The sequence below is a fragment of the Cutibacterium namnetense genome, assembly GCF_001642025.1.
GTDB classification, from domain to species: domain Bacteria; phylum Actinomycetota; class Actinomycetes; order Propionibacteriales; family Propionibacteriaceae; genus Cutibacterium; species Cutibacterium namnetense.
Genome location: NZ_LWHO01000010.1, coordinates 1 through 18,565 on the forward strand (window position 1 = coordinate 1; position 18,565 = coordinate 18,565).

17 protein-coding genes and 1 pseudogene are annotated in these 18,565 nt (G+C 61.2%); 7 read left to right on the top strand and 11 right to left on the bottom strand.

What is annotated here, in order from left to right:
* From A5483_RS11560 to A5483_RS09470, 3 genes and pseudogenes are all read left to right on the top strand, one after another.
* A partial coding sequence (locus tag A5483_RS11560; RefSeq protein WP_153023083.1) for a thrombospondin type 3 repeat-containing protein occupies nucleotides 1–103 on the top strand: 103 nt, incomplete at its 5' end.
* Nucleotides 100–664 (top strand): annotated as a pseudogene (locus tag A5483_RS11570) (hypothetical protein). The gene A5483_RS11560 and the pseudogene A5483_RS11570, both read left to right, overlap by 4 nt.
* 363 nt (nucleotides 665–1,027) lie before the next feature.
* Nucleotides 1,028–1,981 (top strand): N-acetylglucosamine kinase, encoded by a 954-nt coding sequence (locus tag A5483_RS09470; RefSeq protein WP_042843233.1) that lies wholly within the window; start codon nucleotides 1,028–1,030, stop codon nucleotides 1,979–1,981.
* A gap of 88 nt (nucleotides 1,982–2,069) precedes the next feature.
* On the opposite strand, the gene purQ is transcribed toward A5483_RS09470, so the two are convergent.
* The gene (purQ, locus tag A5483_RS09475; RefSeq protein ID WP_002550295.1) at nucleotides 2,070–2,744 is read right to left on the bottom strand and encodes a phosphoribosylformylglycinamidine synthase subunit PurQ; all 675 of its coding nucleotides are present in this window, start codon (nucleotides 2,742–2,744) and stop codon (nucleotides 2,070–2,072) included.
* Nucleotide 2,745: 1 nt separating this feature from the next.
* Nucleotides 2,746–4,008, bottom strand: coding sequence for a phosphoribosylaminoimidazolesuccinocarboxamide synthase (locus A5483_RS09480; protein WP_063811697.1), 1,263 nt, complete (start codon nucleotides 4,006–4,008; stop codon nucleotides 2,746–2,748).
* A gap of 134 nt (nucleotides 4,009–4,142) precedes the next feature.
* On the opposite strand from A5483_RS09480, the gene ahpC reads away from it, so the two are divergent.
* The 3 genes from ahpC (at nucleotide 4,143) to A5483_RS09495 (ending at nucleotide 7,323) form a co-directional block, all read left to right on the top strand.
* Nucleotides 4,143–4,706, top strand: coding sequence for an alkyl hydroperoxide reductase subunit C (gene ahpC, locus A5483_RS09485; protein ID WP_002550276.1), 564 nt, complete (start codon nucleotides 4,143–4,145; stop codon nucleotides 4,704–4,706).
* Between the two features lie 91 nt (nucleotides 4,707–4,797).
* Nucleotides 4,798–6,372 carry an alkyl hydroperoxide reductase subunit F gene (gene ahpF / locus A5483_RS09490; protein WP_002550268.1) on the top strand — a complete coding sequence of 525 codons (1,575 nt, stop codon included), beginning with the start codon at nucleotides 4,798–4,800 and terminating at the stop codon, nucleotides 6,370–6,372.
* A gap of 6 nt (nucleotides 6,373–6,378) precedes the next feature.
* The gene (locus A5483_RS09495) at nucleotides 6,379–7,323 is read left to right on the top strand and encodes a hydrogen peroxide-inducible genes activator (protein WP_002550282.1); all 945 of its coding nucleotides are present in this window, start codon (nucleotides 6,379–6,381) and stop codon (nucleotides 7,321–7,323) included.
* A 42-nt stretch (nucleotides 7,324–7,365) separates the two neighbouring features.
* Here the strand turns inward: A5483_RS09495 and purB are convergent, their stop codons facing one another.
* From purB to A5483_RS09515, 4 genes are all read right to left on the bottom strand, one after another.
* A complete protein-coding gene (gene purB, locus A5483_RS09500) occupies nucleotides 7,366–8,799 on the bottom strand; it encodes an adenylosuccinate lyase (RefSeq protein ID WP_063811698.1) in 1,434 nt (477 codons plus the stop codon).
* On the bottom strand, nucleotides 8,796–10,115 hold the full coding sequence (gene purD, locus A5483_RS09505) for a phosphoribosylamine--glycine ligase (RefSeq protein ID WP_063811699.1): 1,320 nt from the start codon (nucleotides 10,113–10,115) through the stop codon (nucleotides 8,796–8,798). Before purD ends, purB begins: the two co-directional genes overlap by 4 nt.
* Before the next feature lie 58 nt (nucleotides 10,116–10,173).
* Entirely contained in the window at nucleotides 10,174–11,472 is a 1,299-nt protein-coding gene (locus A5483_RS09510) for an adenylosuccinate synthase (protein WP_081474505.1), read from the bottom strand.
* A 152-nt stretch (nucleotides 11,473–11,624) separates the two neighbouring features.
* Nucleotides 11,625–12,584: a GNAT family N-acetyltransferase gene (locus A5483_RS09515; protein ID WP_193790474.1), complete on the bottom strand. Its 960-nt coding sequence runs from the start codon at nucleotides 12,582–12,584 to the stop codon at nucleotides 11,625–11,627.
* 69 nt (nucleotides 12,585–12,653) lie between these two features.
* Here A5483_RS09515 and A5483_RS09520 point away from each other — a divergent pair, with 69 nt between their 5' ends.
* Nucleotides 12,654–13,382, top strand: a complete 729-nt coding sequence (locus tag A5483_RS09520) for a FadR/GntR family transcriptional regulator (RefSeq protein WP_063811701.1) — start codon at nucleotides 12,654–12,656, stop codon at nucleotides 13,380–13,382.
* A gap of 87 nt (nucleotides 13,383–13,469) precedes the next feature.
* Here the strand turns inward: A5483_RS09520 and A5483_RS09525 are convergent, their stop codons facing one another.
* From A5483_RS09525 to A5483_RS09545, 5 genes are all read right to left on the bottom strand, one after another.
* Complete coding sequence (locus tag A5483_RS09525; protein WP_002550340.1) at nucleotides 13,470–14,159, bottom strand: N-acetylmannosamine-6-phosphate 2-epimerase; 690 nt, start codon at nucleotides 14,157–14,159, stop codon at nucleotides 13,470–13,472.
* Between the two features lie 32 nt (nucleotides 14,160–14,191).
* Nucleotides 14,192–15,163, bottom strand: coding sequence for a dihydrodipicolinate synthase family protein (locus A5483_RS09530; protein WP_063811702.1), 972 nt, complete (start codon nucleotides 15,161–15,163; stop codon nucleotides 14,192–14,194).
* Entirely contained in the window at nucleotides 15,160–16,062 is a 903-nt protein-coding gene (locus A5483_RS09535) for a DUF4862 family protein (RefSeq protein ID WP_063811703.1), read from the bottom strand. Before A5483_RS09535 ends, A5483_RS09530 begins: the two co-directional genes overlap by 4 nt.
* The gene (locus A5483_RS09540) at nucleotides 16,059–17,687 is read right to left on the bottom strand and encodes an MFS transporter (RefSeq protein ID WP_063811704.1); all 1,629 of its coding nucleotides are present in this window, start codon (nucleotides 17,685–17,687) and stop codon (nucleotides 16,059–16,061) included. The genes A5483_RS09535 and A5483_RS09540 overlap by 4 nt, the downstream gene beginning before the upstream one ends.
* A gap of 127 nt (nucleotides 17,688–17,814) precedes the next feature.
* Nucleotides 17,815–18,324 (bottom strand): DUF3151 family protein, encoded by a 510-nt coding sequence (locus A5483_RS09545; protein WP_002550286.1) that lies wholly within the window; start codon nucleotides 18,322–18,324, stop codon nucleotides 17,815–17,817.
* Nucleotides 18,325–18,565 lie beyond the last annotated feature (241 nt).

Sequence of the window (18,565 nt, forward strand, 5' to 3'; positions counted from 1 at the left end):
AGATAATTGCCCCACCATAGCCAACCAAGACCAAACCGACACCGACCACGACGGTATCGGAGACGCCTGCGACCCCCACACCACCACGAAGGCGCCCCGATGACCACCTGCGAAAACACACTCGAACAGCAATACCGCCACGCGCCCCTCAACGTCCTGGCCACCGGAACCATCGTCGGAGCCGTCTGGGCACTAGCGATATTGAGAATACCAAGTATTCGCAATATTAGCAGGTGCAGACATTAAGCTCGGCTCACCTAGATTATTCATGTCATTTATTTTTCCTGCAGTTGGGTGGCTCGCTGGGCCGTGGGAAAAGGCCGCAGTTTCCCGAGACAATGTGGCAAAACAAAAACGCAGAGTTAAGGCCATCACTGCCGTCATGTCGAGCCTTGCTGGCGTGCTCATGGGCTCCATGGAATATTTTCTTACGAGCCTCAGGTTTGCTAGCAGCAAGGAAAAGCTCATACACAACCTTATTTTGATTGTGGTGTTCTCGCTAACAGGTTGGATTCTTGGCACTATAGGCACCATCATCAAAGATGATGATCATCATCTTCTTATCAAGATGAGTATCGCCACAGCGGTCGCACTGTTCGCATCTGTTGCGGTGTGGTTTTTTGTATTCAGTTTCATAAGAGCGGCATTTTTCTTCGAGTTTTGATGGACGTAAGTTACGTAGGCACAGCTCTTAGCAACGACAGCAATCTTGGAGAATTCCCCTAACCGCGGGTGGCTACAGTGTTCCCAGTTACCACGCGGTGTAACCTCCGCTGCTGTCACAGAACCAGACCCCCACTGACGCGAGGCAGCAATAAATATTCACACTAATACAGACGAAGAGCAATACCGCCGCGCACCCCTAACCACCGACACCATCACCCAAGCCCTCCAGGTGGTTATGTTTTTGCCGCCTTTCTTATTTCCGATAGGCAACTACTCACGTAACCCCTGTTCGATCGGCTGTCGTGATCGTCCCGAATACCTTGGTAGGCGCGCCACCCTCTCTCCCCATACTCTTGACTCCATGAATGATGCCGTGCGCAGTGGTTCCTCTTCAGTCCTCGCCGTCGACGCCGGACAGTCCAGCACCCGCGTGCGGTGCGAGCCAGGGCCATGGGGGCCAGGCTGGATCGTCACCTCGTCGGGAGTGCGCACCGCGCTCCCGCTAGCCCAGCAGTTTGCGACCGTCATGCACGACGTCGCGACGGCTCACCCGGAGATCACCCGGTCCGAATGCACAGTAGCTATCGGATCATCGGGGGCCCGTGACGACGAGGACCCCACCCCCGTCCTGCACGCTCTCAAACCCTTCGGCGTCAGCCGAGTACTGCTCGCCCACGACTCCATCACCTCGTACCTTGGCGCGCTCGGCGACCAGCCGGGCGTCGTTACAGCATCGGGCACCGGGGTCATCACTTTGGCTGTCGGCCGCCGCCGCGTAGCCCGAGTCGACGGCTGGGGGTACATCATCGGCGATGCCGGATCAGCCTTCTGGCTGGGTCGTCACGGTCTAGATGCCGTCATGCGTGCCCATGATGGTCGTGGCGAGCCGACGGTCCTCACTCACACCATCGGCAACGACTTCGACGACATCGAGGCTGCCTACCTGGAACTCCATGCCGACCCGCTCATGGTCTCACGGATCGCGGCCTACTCAGCCACAGTCACCGCCGCAGCCGAAGAAGGGGACCGCGTCTCCCGTGATATCTGCGTGCGCGCAGCCCATGAGCTAGCCCACTCCACCGTTACCGGTCTGCGCCAGACCGAATTCACCGATGCCGACAGCCCCGCCGTCGGTCTGCTAGGCGGGGTTATGAAGTCTCAGCTCATCCATGCCGCGATTACCAGGGAAATCTCAGCGGCGATGCCGGGAGCGCGAATCGTCGAGCCTCTCGGCGAGGGGCTCGACGGCGCCGCTGCTCTGCCAACCGTCAGCCCCGAGTCTCCACTCGGCCAGCGCATCCATCTCGCCCAGTAGTCACAAATTCCTAGACCGCACAATCCTGACGGTGCAAGGAGTGGCCCGCGGGAGCCACCCCCATCACACGTTTCCTAGACGGACACCACTACAGCTGGGCGGACAAGAAAGTCATCAACGAGCGGAAGAAGCCCAGCCCGTCGGTACCGGCACCGGTGAGCTCTTCCACAGAATGCTCCGGGTGCGGCATAAGCCCGACGACATTGCCCGCTTCATTAGTAATGCCGGCAATATCGTGGACTGACCCATTCGGATTCGCGGTGTAACGAAAGACGACCTGGTTATTGGCCTCTAGGGCAGCTAGGGTTGCGGCGTCAGCCACATAGTTACCCTCGCCGTGCTTAACAGCAATGTGGATACGCTGGCTGGGCTGGAAGTCGCAGGTCCACACGGTGTCCACACTCGCAACTTGAAGCTGCTGCACCGAGCAGTGGAAGCGCCGCTTCTCATTACGCATCAGTGTGCCGGGCAGCAGATGGGATTCGCACAGCACCTGAAACCCATTGCAGATACCGAGTACTGGCAGGCCCCCCTCGGCGGCCCTGCGAATAGACGACATCACTGGTGAGGCAGCAGCCAAGGCCCCTGCCCGCAGATAATCGCCGTACGAAAAACCTCCCGGCAAGATGACGGCGTCAACTCCAGCTAGATCGGTCGAGGCGTACCACAGCGACACGGGCTCAGCCCCGGCCAGGTGAACAGCCCTCGCTGCGTCTTGGTCGTCAAGAGTGCCGGGGAAGGTGACGACTCCAATACGCGCCATGTCAATCCTCCACGTGCACGTCGAAGGACTCAATGACGGTGTTGGCCAACAGCTCGGAGGCCACCTGACGGATCTCGTCGAGACGATCCTCTAAGCCGTCCCCGGTGATCTCGAAGCGCTTGCCCTGGCGCACCGTCAAGCCCTCATGACCAAGCCGAGCAAGGACCGACGTGATGGCCTTGCCCTGCGGATCCAGAATCTCGGGTTTCGGCATGACCTCCACCACTACACGTGACATAGTCCCAATCCTATCGGCACTACGGGAATCCGGCTCACCAGGAACGTCGATAGCCGCCGGCGCAGCCGCCACACACTCCTCGGAGGGGCCATCATCAGCTCGCAAGGTCTGCTTCTCACAGTCAGCCTCGTTCTGGGGCCTCTCATCACTGGCCTCGTCGGAGACCTGCCCGCCAGTCAGACGCGCCCAAGCCTCCTCATAGCGGCGGCTGGTGGCCTCGACGACTTCTTCTGGGAGAGCAGGCGGCTTCTGGTCACTGGCGCGATCCCAACCGGACTCTTTCGTAAGCCAATCACGCACATACTGCTTATCGAAGGAATCGGCCCCCTGGCCGGGCCGCCACGTCTGAGCGTCCCAGAATCGCGAAGAGTCGGGGGTAAGGACCTCGTCAGCCAGCACGATGGTGCCGTCTGCCCGACGCCCGAACTCAAACTTGGTATCGGCCAGGAGGATGCCTCGCTTTCGAGCGATTTCCTCTGCACGCTGGTAGATCCGCAGCGAAAGGTCCTGCAACTGGACTGCAACCTCGGGGCCGACGAGCTCTACCAGGCGCAGATAGTCGATGTTCTCGTCATGCTCCCCCTGCGGAGCCTTGATAGCCGGGGTGAAAATGGGCTTTTCGAGCCTGGAACCGTCCTGCAACCCCTCGGGGAGGGGGATTCCGCACACGGAACCGTTGCGCTGATACTCGGCCCACCCTGAACCGGTGAGGTAGCCGCGCACGACGCATTCAACCGGGAACATGTCGAGTTCCTCAACGACCATGGCGCGCCCCGCAACCTCAGCGGGGACATCCAGACCCACGAGGTGGTTATCGACGATGTCGGACAATTGGTCGAACCACCACAAGGACATATTCGTCAGGATGGCTCCTTTGCCGGGAACACCGGGGGTCAGGACGTGGTCGTAGGCGCTAATCCGGTCAGTGGCAACCATAAGGAGGCAGCCTGGCCGATCGGGAAGGCGGTAGAGGCGACGAACCTTACCCTCAGCCAACAACGGAAGATCGAGGTGCGGAGTGACCATGAAGGCATCATGCCACGGTTGCAGGCTCCGGCGACACAGGGTGTCCCGAGTTCATGCTTTTTATAGCCATTGACTATGAGCACTTCTTTAGTGATAGTGTTGAGCTATTGCACCGTCGACTAGAGAGGACTCACATGAGTCTCATCAACACCAAGATCCTTCCGTTCAAGGCCAACGCTTTCCGCAACGGCGACTTCATCGAGGTCTCCGATTCCGACATCACCGGCAAGTGGGCCGTGTTCTTCTTCTACCCCGGTGACTTCACCTTCGTCTGCCCCACGGAGCTGGGCGACCTCGCCGACCACTACCAGGAGCTGCAAGCCATGGGAGTCGAGGTGTTCTCGGTGTCCACCGATTCGCACTTCGTGCACAAGGCTTGGCATGCCGACTCCGACACCGTCGGCAAGGTGAACTACACCATGATTGGCGACCCGAACCTTCAGCTGACCCGCAACTTCGACGTCGAGCGTGAAGGGGCCGGACAGGCTGATCGCGCCACCTTCCTCGTCGACCCCGACGGCGTCATCCAGTTCTACGAGCTAACCGCCGAGGGTATTGGACGTAATGCCACCGAGCTGGTCCGCAAAGTTAAGGCCGCCCAATACATCCACGCCCACCCGGGCGAGGTGTGCCCCGCCAAGTGGGAAGAAGGCGACGAGACCCTCGCCCCCTCGATCGACCTCGTCGGCAAGATCTGAGTTCCGACCCGAGCATCTGCTGCAGGGGCGCTCGTCCCTGCAGCGGATCCCCGGACCGGTATTTCCACTCCCCCACCCTTTCAGGAGAACCATGCTTGATAACGCCCTGACCACCCAGCTCAAGACCTACCTCGAGATGGTGCGCGAGCCGATCATCCTAGTGCCTTCCCCCTACCAGGGGGACAACGCCACCAAGTCGTCAAAGTCGGCTCAAATGGACGAGCTCCTATCCGAGATCGCCGCCTTGTCTGACAACGTCAGCGTCGGTGAACCCGTCAACAATCAGCGCACCCCGTCCTTTGCCATCACCCGTCCCGGAAGCCCCATCGACATCCGCTTTGCAGGCCTGCCGATGGGCCACGAGTTCACCTCCCTGGTGCTGGCCCTGCTACAGGTGGGCGGGCACCCCGTCAAGGAGGAGCAGTCCCTCATCGACGCCGTGCGCGCGGTCAAGGGGGAGCACCACTTCGTCACCTACATGTCGCTAACGTGCCAGAATTGCCCGACGGTAGTGCAGGCCCTCAACGCGATGGCCGTCCTCAACCCGAATATTCACCACACCGCCGTTGACGGTGGCACCCACACCGACGAAGTAGAGGCCAAAGGAATCGCCTCGGTACCGGCCATCTACTTAGACGGCGAGGACTGGGGCTCCGGGCGTATGGACATGGCCGAAATCCTCGAGCGTCTCGACGCCGATGCCGCCCAGGAGGCCAAGGAAGACCTCTCACAGCGCGACCCCTACGACGTGCTCGTCGTCGGGGCAGGTCCCGCCGGTGCTGCGGCTGCCGTGTACGCGGCCCGTAAAGGCATTCGCACCGCCATGGTCGGGTCCCGAATCGGCGGACAGGTGCTCGATACCGAGGCCATCGACAACCTCATCTCCGTGCCACACACCACCGGTCCACGTCTGGCCGATGCCCTACGCAGCCACGTCAACGACTACGACATTGACGTCATCGAGCGTCAGACCGCCAGCGCCCTAGAAACCACCGACGCCATGACCACCGTGCATCTAACCGATGGCGACCTGCGAGCGCGCTCAGTTATCTTGGCCACCGGTGCCCGCTGGCGCAACTTTGGCGTGCCTGGCGAGGAGGAATACCGCACCAAGGGTGTGACCTACTGCCCGCACTGCGACGGCCCGCTCTTCAAAGGCAAAAAAGTGGCCGTCGTCGGGGGTGGAAACTCCGGTATTGAGGCCGCTATCGACCTTGCCGGCGTCGTTGACCACGTCACCGTCGTGGAGTTCCTCGACGTCCTCAAAGCTGACGACGTACTGCTGCGCACCCTGAACTCGCTGCCGAACGTCGACGTCATCACCTCCGCCCGCACCACCCAGATCCTCGGCGACGGATCCAAGGTGACCGGCCTGGAGTACGAGGAACGCACCAGTGGTGAGGTGAAGAGCATCGAGCTAGCAGGCGTCTTCGTCCAAATCGGTCTGCTACCCAACACCGAATGGCTCGAAGGTGCCCTGGAGCGCACCAAGCGGGGAGAAATCGTCATTGACGAGCGCGGCACCACCTCCATTCCCGGTGTCTTCGCCGCCGGTGACTGCACCACTCAGCCGTACAAGCAGATCATCATCTCGATGGGAGCCGGTGCCACCGCCGCTCTGGGAGCTTTCGACCACCTCATCCGTCAAAATCCCACGCAGAACTGAGGTCACGTGAACCTTCGCGATCTGAGGTATTTCGTCGCCCTGGCCGAAGAACACCACTTCGGCCGGGCTGCGGCGTCATGCGGTGTCAGCCAACCGACCCTCTCAACCCAAATCCACCGGCTCGAGAATGAGCTTGGCGTGGTGCTGGCTGTGAGGGTGGGACGACGCATCGAGATCACCCCAGTGGGCGAACGCATCGCCCAAGCTGCCCGTGACATGTTGGTGCTATCCAACGACATCCGGACCATGGCGCGAGAAGAGTCCGACCGGATGGCCCTTGAGCTGAAGGTCGGGGCGTTCCCCACCCTAGGTCCGTTTGTGTTACCTCGGGTTATCGCCCGGTTTGACCAGCACGAGCCTAGCGTGAATATCCATGTCGTCGAGAAGCGCACGGCAGAGCTGCTGGAGGCTGTTCACGACGGACAGTTAGACGTCGCCGCAGTGGCAGCCCCCGTTAATGACGACTCTTTGGTGACCGTTCCCGTCTTTCGGGAGGAATTCTTGCTCGCAACGGGGGCTGACGACGAGTTGGCCCGTGGGGAAGGACCGATCGATCCGCACGACGTTCCCACCGAAGGGCTCATCCTCATGTCGGAGGGGCACTGTCTAAGAGACCAGGTGATTGAGGTCTGCAGCTCGTCTCGTCCACTACCTCCCGACACCCTAACAGCAGGATCCCTCGAGACCCTCCGCGAACTCGTATCGGTGGGAGCCGGCCGAACCCTCATGCCGCGCAGCGCGATCTCGACACCACTTCATGCGGACCCGCGCATTGTGGTGCGGGAGTTCACCCGCCCCAGGCCCCACCGCGACATCGTGGTGTGCAGCAGGCCGGCCACAATGAACCGTCCTGCGGTGCACGCCCTAATCACCATCCTGCGACAGCTACCCAGTGACGTCGTTGAGCCGCTCGGCGTCGCCGGGGCATCGTCGTGCTCCCACGGGATGTGACACGACCCAGCCCGGCGGCGGATGCCCTGGCCTAAACCGGCCTCACAACACCAGACCAGGCAGATAATTGGCCGCGTCCGGGTACTCCCGAACGATATCCTCCACCTTGGCGCACAGCGCTTCCACCTGATCCTGGGCACCACCGGTCAGATCCAGTGGCGAAGACACTAAGCCACGCAGCTGCTCCTTGGTGAGCGGAATCCGCGGATCGGCGGCCAGACGGGCAAAGAGGTCGTTGTCGGAGCGACCGGTTTCGCGCATCTCAAGGGCCACAGCCACCGCGTGTTCCTTAATGGCCTCATGGGCGTCCTCCCGGCCGGCCCCAGCACGCACGCAAGCCATCAGGATCTTAGTGGTCGTCAAGAAGGGCAGGTAGCGCTCCAGCTCAGCCTCAATGACGGCAGGGAAGGCCCCAAAATCGCTGAGGATCATCAGGAAGGTCTCGAAGGCGCCGTCGATGGCATAGAAGGAATCTGGCAGTGCCACACGACGCACCACCGAACAGGAGACGTCACCCTCGTTCCACTGCACCCCCGCCAAGCCGGTGGCCATGGTCAGATAGCCCCGCAGCACGACAAGGAAACCGTTGACTCGCTCGCAGGAACGAGCATTCATCTTGTGCGGCATCGCCGACGAACCCACCTGGCCGGGCTTGAATCCCTCCGTGACGAGTTCGTTACCGGCCATGAGACGGATCGACGTCGCCAAGTTAGACGGACCCGACAGCACCTGCACCAGAGTCGAGATGACCTCAAAGTCCAAGGACCTCGGATAGATCTGACCGGTCGAGGTGAGCACCTGGTTGAAGCCCAGGTGATCGGCAACGCGGTGCTCGAGATCATCAAGCTTGGAGTCGTGACCGCCGAGCAGGTCAAGCATGTCCTGGGCGGTTCCCATCGGACCCTTGATGCCACGGGCCGGATAGCGCTCAATGAGCTCGTTGAGATGGTCCCACGCCACCAGCATCTCATCAATAGCGGTGGCGAACCGCTTGCCCAGGGTCGTCACCTGGGCGGCAACATTGTGAGAGCGCCCAGCAATGGCTTGATCAGAGAATTGCGCGGCCAGCCGCGACAGCTGGTTGAGTGTGGCAACCATCTTGTCGCGCACCAGCCGTAACGACTCCAGCACCTGCATCTGCTCAATGTTTTCGGTGAGGTCGCGGCTCGTCATGCCCTTGTGGATATGCTCGTGGCCAGCCAGGGCGTTGAACTCCTCAATCCTGGCCTTGACGTCATGACGAGTCACCGCCTCCCGCTCGGCAATCGAGTCCAGGTCGACATCGTCGAGGACCGCCTGGTAGTCGGCCAAGACCTGTTCGGGATCGTCGTCACCGAAGCTCACGCCGAGATCGGCTTGAGCTTCCATGACGGCCAGCCAGAGCCTGCGCTCGGCACGGATTTTGTTTTCCGGCGTCCAGATGGAACGCATGGCTGCGGAAGCATAACGGGTAGCAAGGATATTGGGTACGCTCATGAAAACTTCCCGTCGGTCAGGTTGGTGGAATTTTTGGGCTGCGGCGCGAGTTCGTCAGCCATCTCGTCAGCAGCCTCTAGCTCGGCTGCATGGCGGGCAATGTCGCTGCGGTGAAACCCACCGCTAACCTCCAACTGGTCGATCCTGCGGTAGGCGTCGGCACGGGCTCCAGCCAAGGTTTCACCGTGGCCGAGCACCACGAGAACACGTCCACCACTGGTGACTAAGCCGTCCCCTTCAACACGGGTCCCGGCGTGCAAAACGTCCTCGTCGTCAACTGGGGCATCAACCCGACGCCCCTTCACCGGGGAGGTAGGATACCCCTCGCTAGCCATAACAACGCCGACAGCTGCGCCACGGCGGAAACGCAGACCGTCAACACCGGATAGGTCTCCGCGGGCCGCAGCGGCCATGATCTGGGCCATAGGGGACTCCACCATGCTCAGCAGGGGCTCAGTCTCGGGATCGCCGAATCGCACGTTGAACTCAACGACTTTGGGACCAGCAGAAGTGAGCGCCAACCCCACGTAAAGCAGGCCGACGAATGGGGTACCACGATCCGCCATCAGCCTCAGGGTCGGCGAGATGATAGTGGCCGACACCGTCTCGACGAGATCGTCTGGGGCCCACGGCAACGGGGTGTAGGCGCCCATACCGCCGGTGTTCGGGCCAACTCCCCCGTCCCCGACCCGCTTGAAGTCCTGAGCCGGTTGCATCGGAAGGGCACGAGTGCCGTCACACACGGCGAAAAGGCTCACCTCCGGGCCGTCAAGGTATTCCTCAATAACCACCAGGTGACCGGACTTGAAACACCGCTCGGCATGGGCGAGAGCCTCGGCACGATCTTTCGTGACGATGACCCCCTTGCCCCCGGCCAGACCATCATCCTTGACCACGTATGGCGCCCCGAACTCGTCAAGGGCGGCCGCAACGGACTCAGCATCGTCACAGGAACGAGAACCTGCCGTCGGCACGCCAGCAGCAGCCATCACATCCTTAGCGAAGGCCTTCGACCCCTCCAGCCGGGCGGCCTCGGCACTCGGGCCGAAACAGTCGATCCCAGCCTCGCGCAAAACGTCGGCCACCCCGGCAACCAGTGGCGCCTCCGGACCAACGACAACGAGGTCCGCCCCCAAGTCACGCGCCAGAGAGACAACGGCATCACAATCGCACGGATCAATATCATGATTGGTGGCGAACGATGCCGTCCCCGGGTTGCCGGGGGCGACGTGGACGGCGACAACCTCTGGGTCGCGATGGCAGGCTAAGGCGAGGGCGTGCTCGCGGCCACCGGACCCGAGGACGAGAACAGTCATACTGGACACGGAACTAGCCTAGAGCCTGCAACGTCTGTCCCCCACCAGCCGGGAGGAGTCAGTCGATGAGGTCGTTGATCACAATCGACTCGTCGCGTCCGGCCCCCACGCCAATCCCGGAAATCCGAGTACCCACCAGCTCCTCTAGACGCCGTACGTAGGCCTGACAGTTACGTGGCAAGTCACCGAAGGAACGGGCCGTCGAAATGTTTTCGCGCCAACCATCCAGGAACTCATAGACAGGCTTAGCGTGGTGCAGATCGGACTGGGTGACAGGCATGACGTCGGTACGCTCACCATCAATGTCGTAACCCACGCAGACCGGGATTCTCTGCCAGCCTGACAGCACATCGAGCTTGGTGAGGAAGAGATCCGTCACCGAGTTGATCATGACCGCCTGCTGCACCACCAGTGCGTCGAACCAGCCACAGCGACGCGGCCGCTTCGTCGTGACACCGTACTCACCGCCCTCACTGCGTAGCCGCTCACCGTCATCGTCAAGTAGCTCAGTCGGGAACGGGCCTTCGCCGACGCGAGTGGTGTAGGCCTTGGCGATGCCAATAATGCGGTCGATCCGAGTCGGCCCGACGCCCGAACCGGTACAGGCACCCGCAGCGATCGGATTAGACGAGGTGACATACGGGTAAGTGCCGAAGTCAACATCGAGGTGGTGAGCCTGAGCGCCCTCGAAAAGCACGACCTTGCCCTCATCAAGACCCTTGTTGAGGATTCGAGCCACGTCAACAACGTAGGGACGGATGCGCTCAGCATGGGCGAGCAGACCGTCGGCAACCTCATCTGGATCAATGGCACGACGGTTGTAAATCTTCACCAGGATCTGGTTCTTCTGGTCCAGGGAAGCCTCCACCTTCTGACGCAGAATCGACTCGTCAAAGAGATCCTGAACGCGAATGCCCATCCGATTGATCTTGTCGGAGTAGGCCGGCCCGATGCCGCGCCCCGTGGTACCGATGCGGCGACTGCCGAGGAAACGCTCGGTGACTTTGTCGAGAGTCTGGTGGTATGGGGTGATGAGGTGCGTGTTAGCACTGATGAGCGGGTGCGGGATGTCGATACCGCGGCCTCGCAGCGCGTCGATCTCATCGGCCAGCACGTCAAGGTTGAGCACGACTCCATTGCCGAGCACGGCCGTGGAGTTCGGGTTAAGAACCCCAGACGGAAGCAGGTGCATGAAGAACTTCTCGTCACCGACGACGACAGTGTGTCCAGCGTTATTGCCTCCCGAATACCGCACGCAGTAATCAACGCGTTCGGACATTTGATCGGTGGCCTTGCCCTTGCCCTCGTCACCCCATTGGGTACCCATGACGACGATTCCAGGCATGTGTTCCTCCATTTCCTCGCACCACTTGTGCGGGTTGCCTTTGGTTGCATCGGTCACGTGCCGCTGTGCAACCAGGCACACTCTACGTGTCCACAACGACACTAGAAGCGCCAGCCCGGGCCAATCCGTTCCGCCCGCGCCAGCCCAAGCCTCTTCAACCACCCTCAGGCGACGGTTGCGCCATCGTCGGCTGCATCGCCGCCGTCGTCAGCCGGCAAGACCGAGATCTCCATGAGGTTCAGGCTGGCCCCCTCCAACGGAAGACGAGCCGCGAGCGGGCCGAAGTGTGGGTCGCTGCGGTGACCGTCAAAATTGATGCGCTTGTAGCCAGCGTCTTCAGCCCAAGTGATCACCGACGACATCGCTGAAGCAACAGCCTCGTCTCCAGCGGGGGTATCAACCTGCACAGTTTCTGCCACAACAGTCGGGTTTTCATCCACAAAGACGAACGCCACCGCCGCAGGTTGGCCATCGACGAGCCCCACTCGAGTGGCCTCGGCGTCGAGATCTTCCAACTCCTGACGCAGCGCCTCGTGGGCCGCCTCGCCGGCGTCGACCGGGGACCACGATGCGTGCATCCACACATACATCTGCTCCCACAACGTCTCGAGCACACCAGGGGCCAGGGCTGCACCCGAAATGGCGCCGCCCGGGCCAAGGCTGACCTCCCCCAACGCCTCGATCGCTCGTCCAAAATGACGCCGAGGTAGCTCGAAAGGTGGGCACGATGCGTAAACCTCTCCTCCCAAGGAAAGGATGAAGTTCTCGGCGTCAGAGCCAGCAATCGCCTTCGTCGCCAATGGTCGATCAACCCTCTGCTGGATCTGGCGTACCAGCCGCGTACCGATCCGGCGACCCCGGGAATCAGGATGGACCTCAACGTCGACGAATCGACGGGTGCGGTGGACTACCGCCAACCACGAAACCGCATATCCGACGATTCGGCTCTCGTATAGAGCAACCCTGGCAACGACGTCCGGACGGTCAATGCGATCAATTAAGGAACCAGGTTCTCCGAAGGTGATCACCTTGACGTCCTCTGGCCGCATGTCGCGGAAAACAACGTGCTCACTCATGTCGCCCTCCTGGGTCTGGCGACGCCTTTGACGTCGCTGTGCCTCCATTCTTCCGCCTTTTGCCACCGTGCGTCACCCAAGCTGATTTTCTGGTGCCATCATCATGGCGTCCATGCCATGATTAACGGCATGTCAGGTACGAACGACGCCGTCCACTTAGCCGACAATCTCAATCCGGCGGCTAAGCGGATGTTCGAGTGGATTCTGTCCTCAGACCTTGCCCCCGGCGACCCCATCCCGATTGAACAGGACCTCGCTGCCCAGTTCGGGATGGCCCGTGGCACACTCCGTGAGGCGGTGCGAGAGTTGCGCGCCCTAGGAATCCTTGAGGTGCGTCGCGGGCTGGGCACCTACCTGTCGACGGCTTCCGCGTCAACGATCCGCCCCAGTCTCGTCTACCGAAGCGTCAAACAGGTCACCACCGACGAAACCGGAGCCCGGGACTTCACCGGTCTGCGGGAGATGGTGGAAGTGCGGGCACTCCTGGAGTGCTCGCTGGCCGCCGAAGTCACCAGCCGCATCAGCACCGAGACCGGACGGACCCTGCACGCCCTGGCGGCCCGGATGGACGATCCCCAGGATTCAGCCACCGCAGACCGCCAGTTCCACCGACTGCTATATGCGGACATGGGCAATCAACTCGCCCGCGAGCTGATCGACGTCTTTTGGGACTCCCTAAATCTTGCTGGGCTGATGCTTCCACCAACCAATACGATGCCGGCCACTCGTCAGGCCCACGACCTCATCGCTGACTGCGTCACCGGCCATGATCCACAGGCCAGCCGCGAAGCCATGTGGGATCACTTCTCCGCCATTCGGGAGAGGCTGGCAGGCGCGCAACCTTGAAACGGTCAGCCCAACCTGGCTCGTGGTAGTACACGCTGAGGTGAAGTACCGAAAAATGCCCCACCCCCGGCCTAGGCAAGGCGCCCATCATTTCAGCGCGTCACGGAACCATCCAGTGATCGAGGTCGGATGGGTGATCGCGGTTCCTACCACGACGGCATGGGCCCCCAAATCCATCGCATGGCGAGCTTGGTCCGGGGTGTGAATACGCCCCTCAGCGATGACGGGACGACCACCGTCAAGCTTTTTAACAAGGGCCTCAATAACCTCATAGTCGGGGCCATCGGTCTTGGGACGCTCCCCGGTGTAGCCGCACAGCGTCGTCCCGATGAGATCAGCTCCCGCCTCAGCAGCGAACAATCCGTCGTCAACCGAGCCACAATCAGCCATCACGACGACGTCATACTCCGCCTTGAGACCCTTGATTGTCTCGGCCAGTGTGAGCCCGTCAGCGCGGTCTCGTCTGGTGCCATCGAGGGCAACGACGTCAGCCCCAGCAGCTGCCACACAGCGCGCATGACGCAGCGTCGGGGTGATGTAAATGCCCTCATCACCCGCCTTCCAAATACCGACCACCGGTATGCTCACGCGCCCCTTAACAGCGGAGACATCGGAGAGTCCCTGGGCGCGCACTGCCACCGCTCCCCCGGCTTCGACCGCAGCCGCCATCTGGGCCATCGTCTCAGGGTGGCGCAGTGGCTCTCCAGGATAAGCCTGACACGAAACCACGAGTCCTCCTGCCATGGAGGCGATGATCCTGTCTGTGAATCCGCTCATAGGTGCGTCCCTCTCACATCGATGCTTGTCATTCACGCGAGCTGACCAACACGACGAAGCACCTCAGCTACTCTCTCAACGTTGTCCCCGGTGAGGGTTGGCAGCGGCATGCTCATAGTGTTGGTCTCAATGGTGCCAAGAAGCTGCATTGCCGTCTTGAAAGCGCCCACACCAGCGGCCGGGCCAACGACACCCTGGGGCGCGAACACGATCTCCATTAACGCAGCAGCCTTGTCCTGCTCGGTACGGACCGTCTCCCAATCCCCCTCGCGGTAGGCCTTGTACATGGCCACGTAGTTGGTCGCGTCAACGTTAGCCAGCCCAGGAACAACCCCGTCGGCACCCGACATGAAGGCCCCGTCGACGACAACCTCGTGACCGGTGAACAGAGACAGCGGAGAACCGGCAGCGCGGTTAGCCATGGCAAGGCGGCGGAAGGAGACGTCGTCGGCCGAGGAATCCTTGCAGCCCGCAATGATCCCCTCGCGCCCCAACGTGATCATGAGCTCGACGGGCACCTTGACATGCACGCACACCGGAATGTCGTAGACGAAAAGCGGGAGGTCGGTGGCCTCGTGCAAGGCGCGAAAGTGATTGTCGATCTCGGTCGGGCCGGTGATGGCGTAGAACGGCGCAGTGGCGACGACCGCATCCACCTCAATCTCCTCGGCCTGGCGGATGTGACGGATGACACGCAAGGTCTCTGTGTCAATGACACCAGCCAGCAAGGGAACCCGACCGGCAATGATCCGCTTGGCCTCAGCCAGCACACGGCCACGCATCTCGTCGTCGAAGAAGGCCACCTCGGAAGTAGAACCGAGGATGAACAAACCGTCCACCCCCTGACCGATAAGACGGTTGATGAGCTTCTCGTAGGAGGCTACGTCTAGATCACCGTCGAGGGTCAGCGGGGTGACGACCGGGGGAATGACGCCGTGGAACTTCGTGGTCATGGTGTTGTCCTTCATGTTGTCCGTAGATGTCGTGTCGTTGAGGGGTGTCATGCCGTCGTCATGACGTCATGGATGGAAGTGACCATGGCCAACCGCCGCTCGACGGTCGCATGGGCGGGAGCCTGGATCTTGATGCCCTGATAGACCTGAGCGCCTCGAGCCGCATCCAAGAAGGAGCCGACAAGATCCGTAGTCAGGAGACTAGTGGGTTCGTCGTCTCGCAGCGGAAGATGAGCATCCCCCCAAGCCGGCCCGTACTGGGTGGCGTCCGGACCAGCACCCGAGAGCATCACCCCGCCGAGCAAACCGGCATCGGCCAGCCGAGCGACCTGACGCGCAGGCAACTCAGGGTCATGGGACTCCACGACGCTGCGACCCCAATTGATCGTTAACAGCGCCCGCGTGCCAACCACCGCGGTGATCTCCTCGTCCAGACTGAGGAACTCCTTCTCTCCCGGTCCGACGCCACCAGCCGCGTCGCAATGCTCAACGACGATGGCAAGCCCAGCGTCCTCGAAGACACCGGAGAGCTCGGCCAGCGAGGAGGCGAACGCCTTCGCGTCGGCCTTGCGACTAGGGGCGGAATGGACCTCGACCCATCTGACGACAGGGTGCCCGACCATCTCGTGCAGAGCTCGCACATCGTCGACTAGACCGGTGACCCACGTCACGGCTCGCTGACGACCTTCCTCGTCAGGAGACGCGAGGCCGAACACAGAGTCGGTGGCACATCGTTGCATCGTCCCAGGGATGGCCGTTACGACGCAGTGAGCGAACCGGTTACGCAGCTGATCGGCGAGCCACTGGGGATCGGCGTCGAGGCCTTCCCGATAGGGGATCTCGATACCGTCGACCCAACCGGTCTCGGCCAGCCGTCGGTAAAAATCCTCCCGCTCAGCAGTGGTCCGCGGCATCGCGGCGTACGCGCCGACGATGGTCGGAGCAGTCATGACACGTCCTCCTTCTCGCCCGCAGAGGCGGCGATAGTGTCAGGGGTCCGGGAAGCCGCAAACTCTTCATCGACGTGATCCATCCGGTCGGCGGGACGCACGTGGCCGGGACGCAACAGCTTCTGCATCCGGTACGGGAAATTGATGGCAATAAGAATGATGATCACCGCGGTGAATGCGAAAGACAGGATGAACAGAGTCCATCCGAGGCCCCAGCTGGAGGGCAGCGCACCGCCGACACCGGTAGCTGGATCACCTGCCAGGGCAATGCCGAGAACCGGGGCGATGGCCCCACCGAGAGCTCCGACGTTATAAGAAAAGCCCAAACCAGCAGCGCGCTTCTCGACCGGAAAATAGTTCGAAATGAACTTCGGCAGCAGACCAGAGATGCCCTGCCCGAACATCTGCTGAACAAAGATGAAAACTCCGAGGAGCACGACCCATACCGTCGAGGAGTGCACCATGTCTCGGCTGACGAGAAACACCGGCAGGACGAGGAACTCCGAGATGAGCAGGGAGACCCAATAGGCCTTGCGGGTGCCGAATCTGTCACCGATAAATCCGGCCATGATGCAGCCCGCTGCGGCGCCAAAAGAGGTGGCGGTCACGAGGTTCGATGCAGTATCGCTACCCAATCCCAGGGTTTGCCGATAGTAGGTTGGTAGCAGAGCCTGGAGCGGCCATGAGTAGAGAAAAGCAACAAAGACCGTGATCATGACGGCCACACCTGTCGGCCAACGCGATCCCTCGAACTGGACCATGAAGCTCACCATGACGGCCGCGACGACGATCCACAGCAGCGCCAACACGAGACCCGGGACGCCGCTCTTAAACAGGTAAATGACGATTAGGCATCCGAAAGTCGTAAGGGCCAGAACAATGTTAATGATACTTCGCTTCGGGTTACGTGCGAAGAGCATGGTGAACATGTCGGTCTTCTCGACGGCCTCGCCGGCAGCGGCCCGAGCGGCCTTCTCCTCGCGCATTTTTACAAAGTCAGCGGCCTCAGGAAGGGTACGACGCAGCCACAAAGCCAAGGCGATCGGGATAATGCCAAGCGCAAAGAGTATTCGCCAGGTATGAGGCTCAGCGGAGGTGCCATGGGTAAGGTACTCGATGAGGGCATACACCTGAGCCGTCACACCGGCGCCGAGAGAGAATCCAGAAATAAGGAACCCGGAGGCCTTATTCCGCAGACGCACTGGCCAGGACTCAATGACGTAGGTGGCTGAAGAGCCGTACTCACCGGCCATACCCATGCCGATGCAGACACGGGCGAGGAAAATGACCCAGAAGGTCGGGGCAATGGCACAGACAACCGATCCACCCGCATAGAGCAGAATCGAGATAACCATGGCCTCTTTGCGGCCGATCCGGTCGCCGATAGCTCCCAGCAGCAACCCACCGAACCATCGCGCAATAAAGGCAGCGGACACCAGGGTCGCAGTCGCCGCTGGTCCGACGTGAAAGGTCCTGCCGATCTCGGTGAGGACCAGCGTGATCATGACGAAGTCGAATCCATCCAGCAGATAACCGATCCATGCCGCCCAGAAGGATTTCCACTGCGTGCCGGTCAACTCGTCACGCCATGATTTCCTGGCTGCTATGGCCTCGACGCCGCTCATACGCCCATCTCCATCGATTGGTCGGGTTAACCCGTCGCGTTACATTGGACCTTGGATGTCCTATCTCAAGAATGAACTAACAGAATCACGTTGTCAACCTGTCGACGTCTACGCGACGATGACCGCATCACTCCTGATGATCGGGATCTTCATCCACCTCGACGTCCACAGCACTATCAGACGGCACATCATCGCCACGCAATGCCTGCCAGGCCTCGTCACTCAACTCTCGCAAGAGGGTGTCGGCATCGTCGGACTCATCGCCAAACCCAAGCCGCTCCGCCGCCATAGCCAGTGCATGAAGGCAACGAAACAGACCCTGGTTAGGCAGATAGCCCCAATCCACTGACCCTTCGCCGTCCCACCCAGCGTCCCGAAGCTGCTCGAGGCCAAGGTCACGACCCGTGCAGGCATAGGCGTACGCGGCGACATCGGCAGCGTCAGTACTGTTCAACAACGCCCCCTCGGCAAGAAGGGCCCAGCACAGAGTGGAGGATGGGTGCTCTTTGACGACCGCCATGAACTCCCCGCGTCCCCGCTTAGCAAGCTTGCGAATGGCCGGGTCGGGCGGCAACCGCACGCCGTGGTCCTGCCCTTCGGTCTCAGTGGTCAGATCGGTTTTTTGCTCCTGAGCCATGCGCCCAAGCCTAGGGCGAAACGTACCGCGGTGCTTGCTCGGGCCGCCAACAAAGTCATATGACATAAACTTATTTATGCCAAAGAAAGGATTACCATCATGTGCCGACCCGTCAGATGCGACGTTTGTGGCAAGACGACTTGGACCGGATGCGGCGAGCACATCGACCAGGTCAAGGCGCAGGTGCCACCTTCACAGTGGTGCGATGGAACCCACACAACTGCCGAGAAGCCGTGAGCCC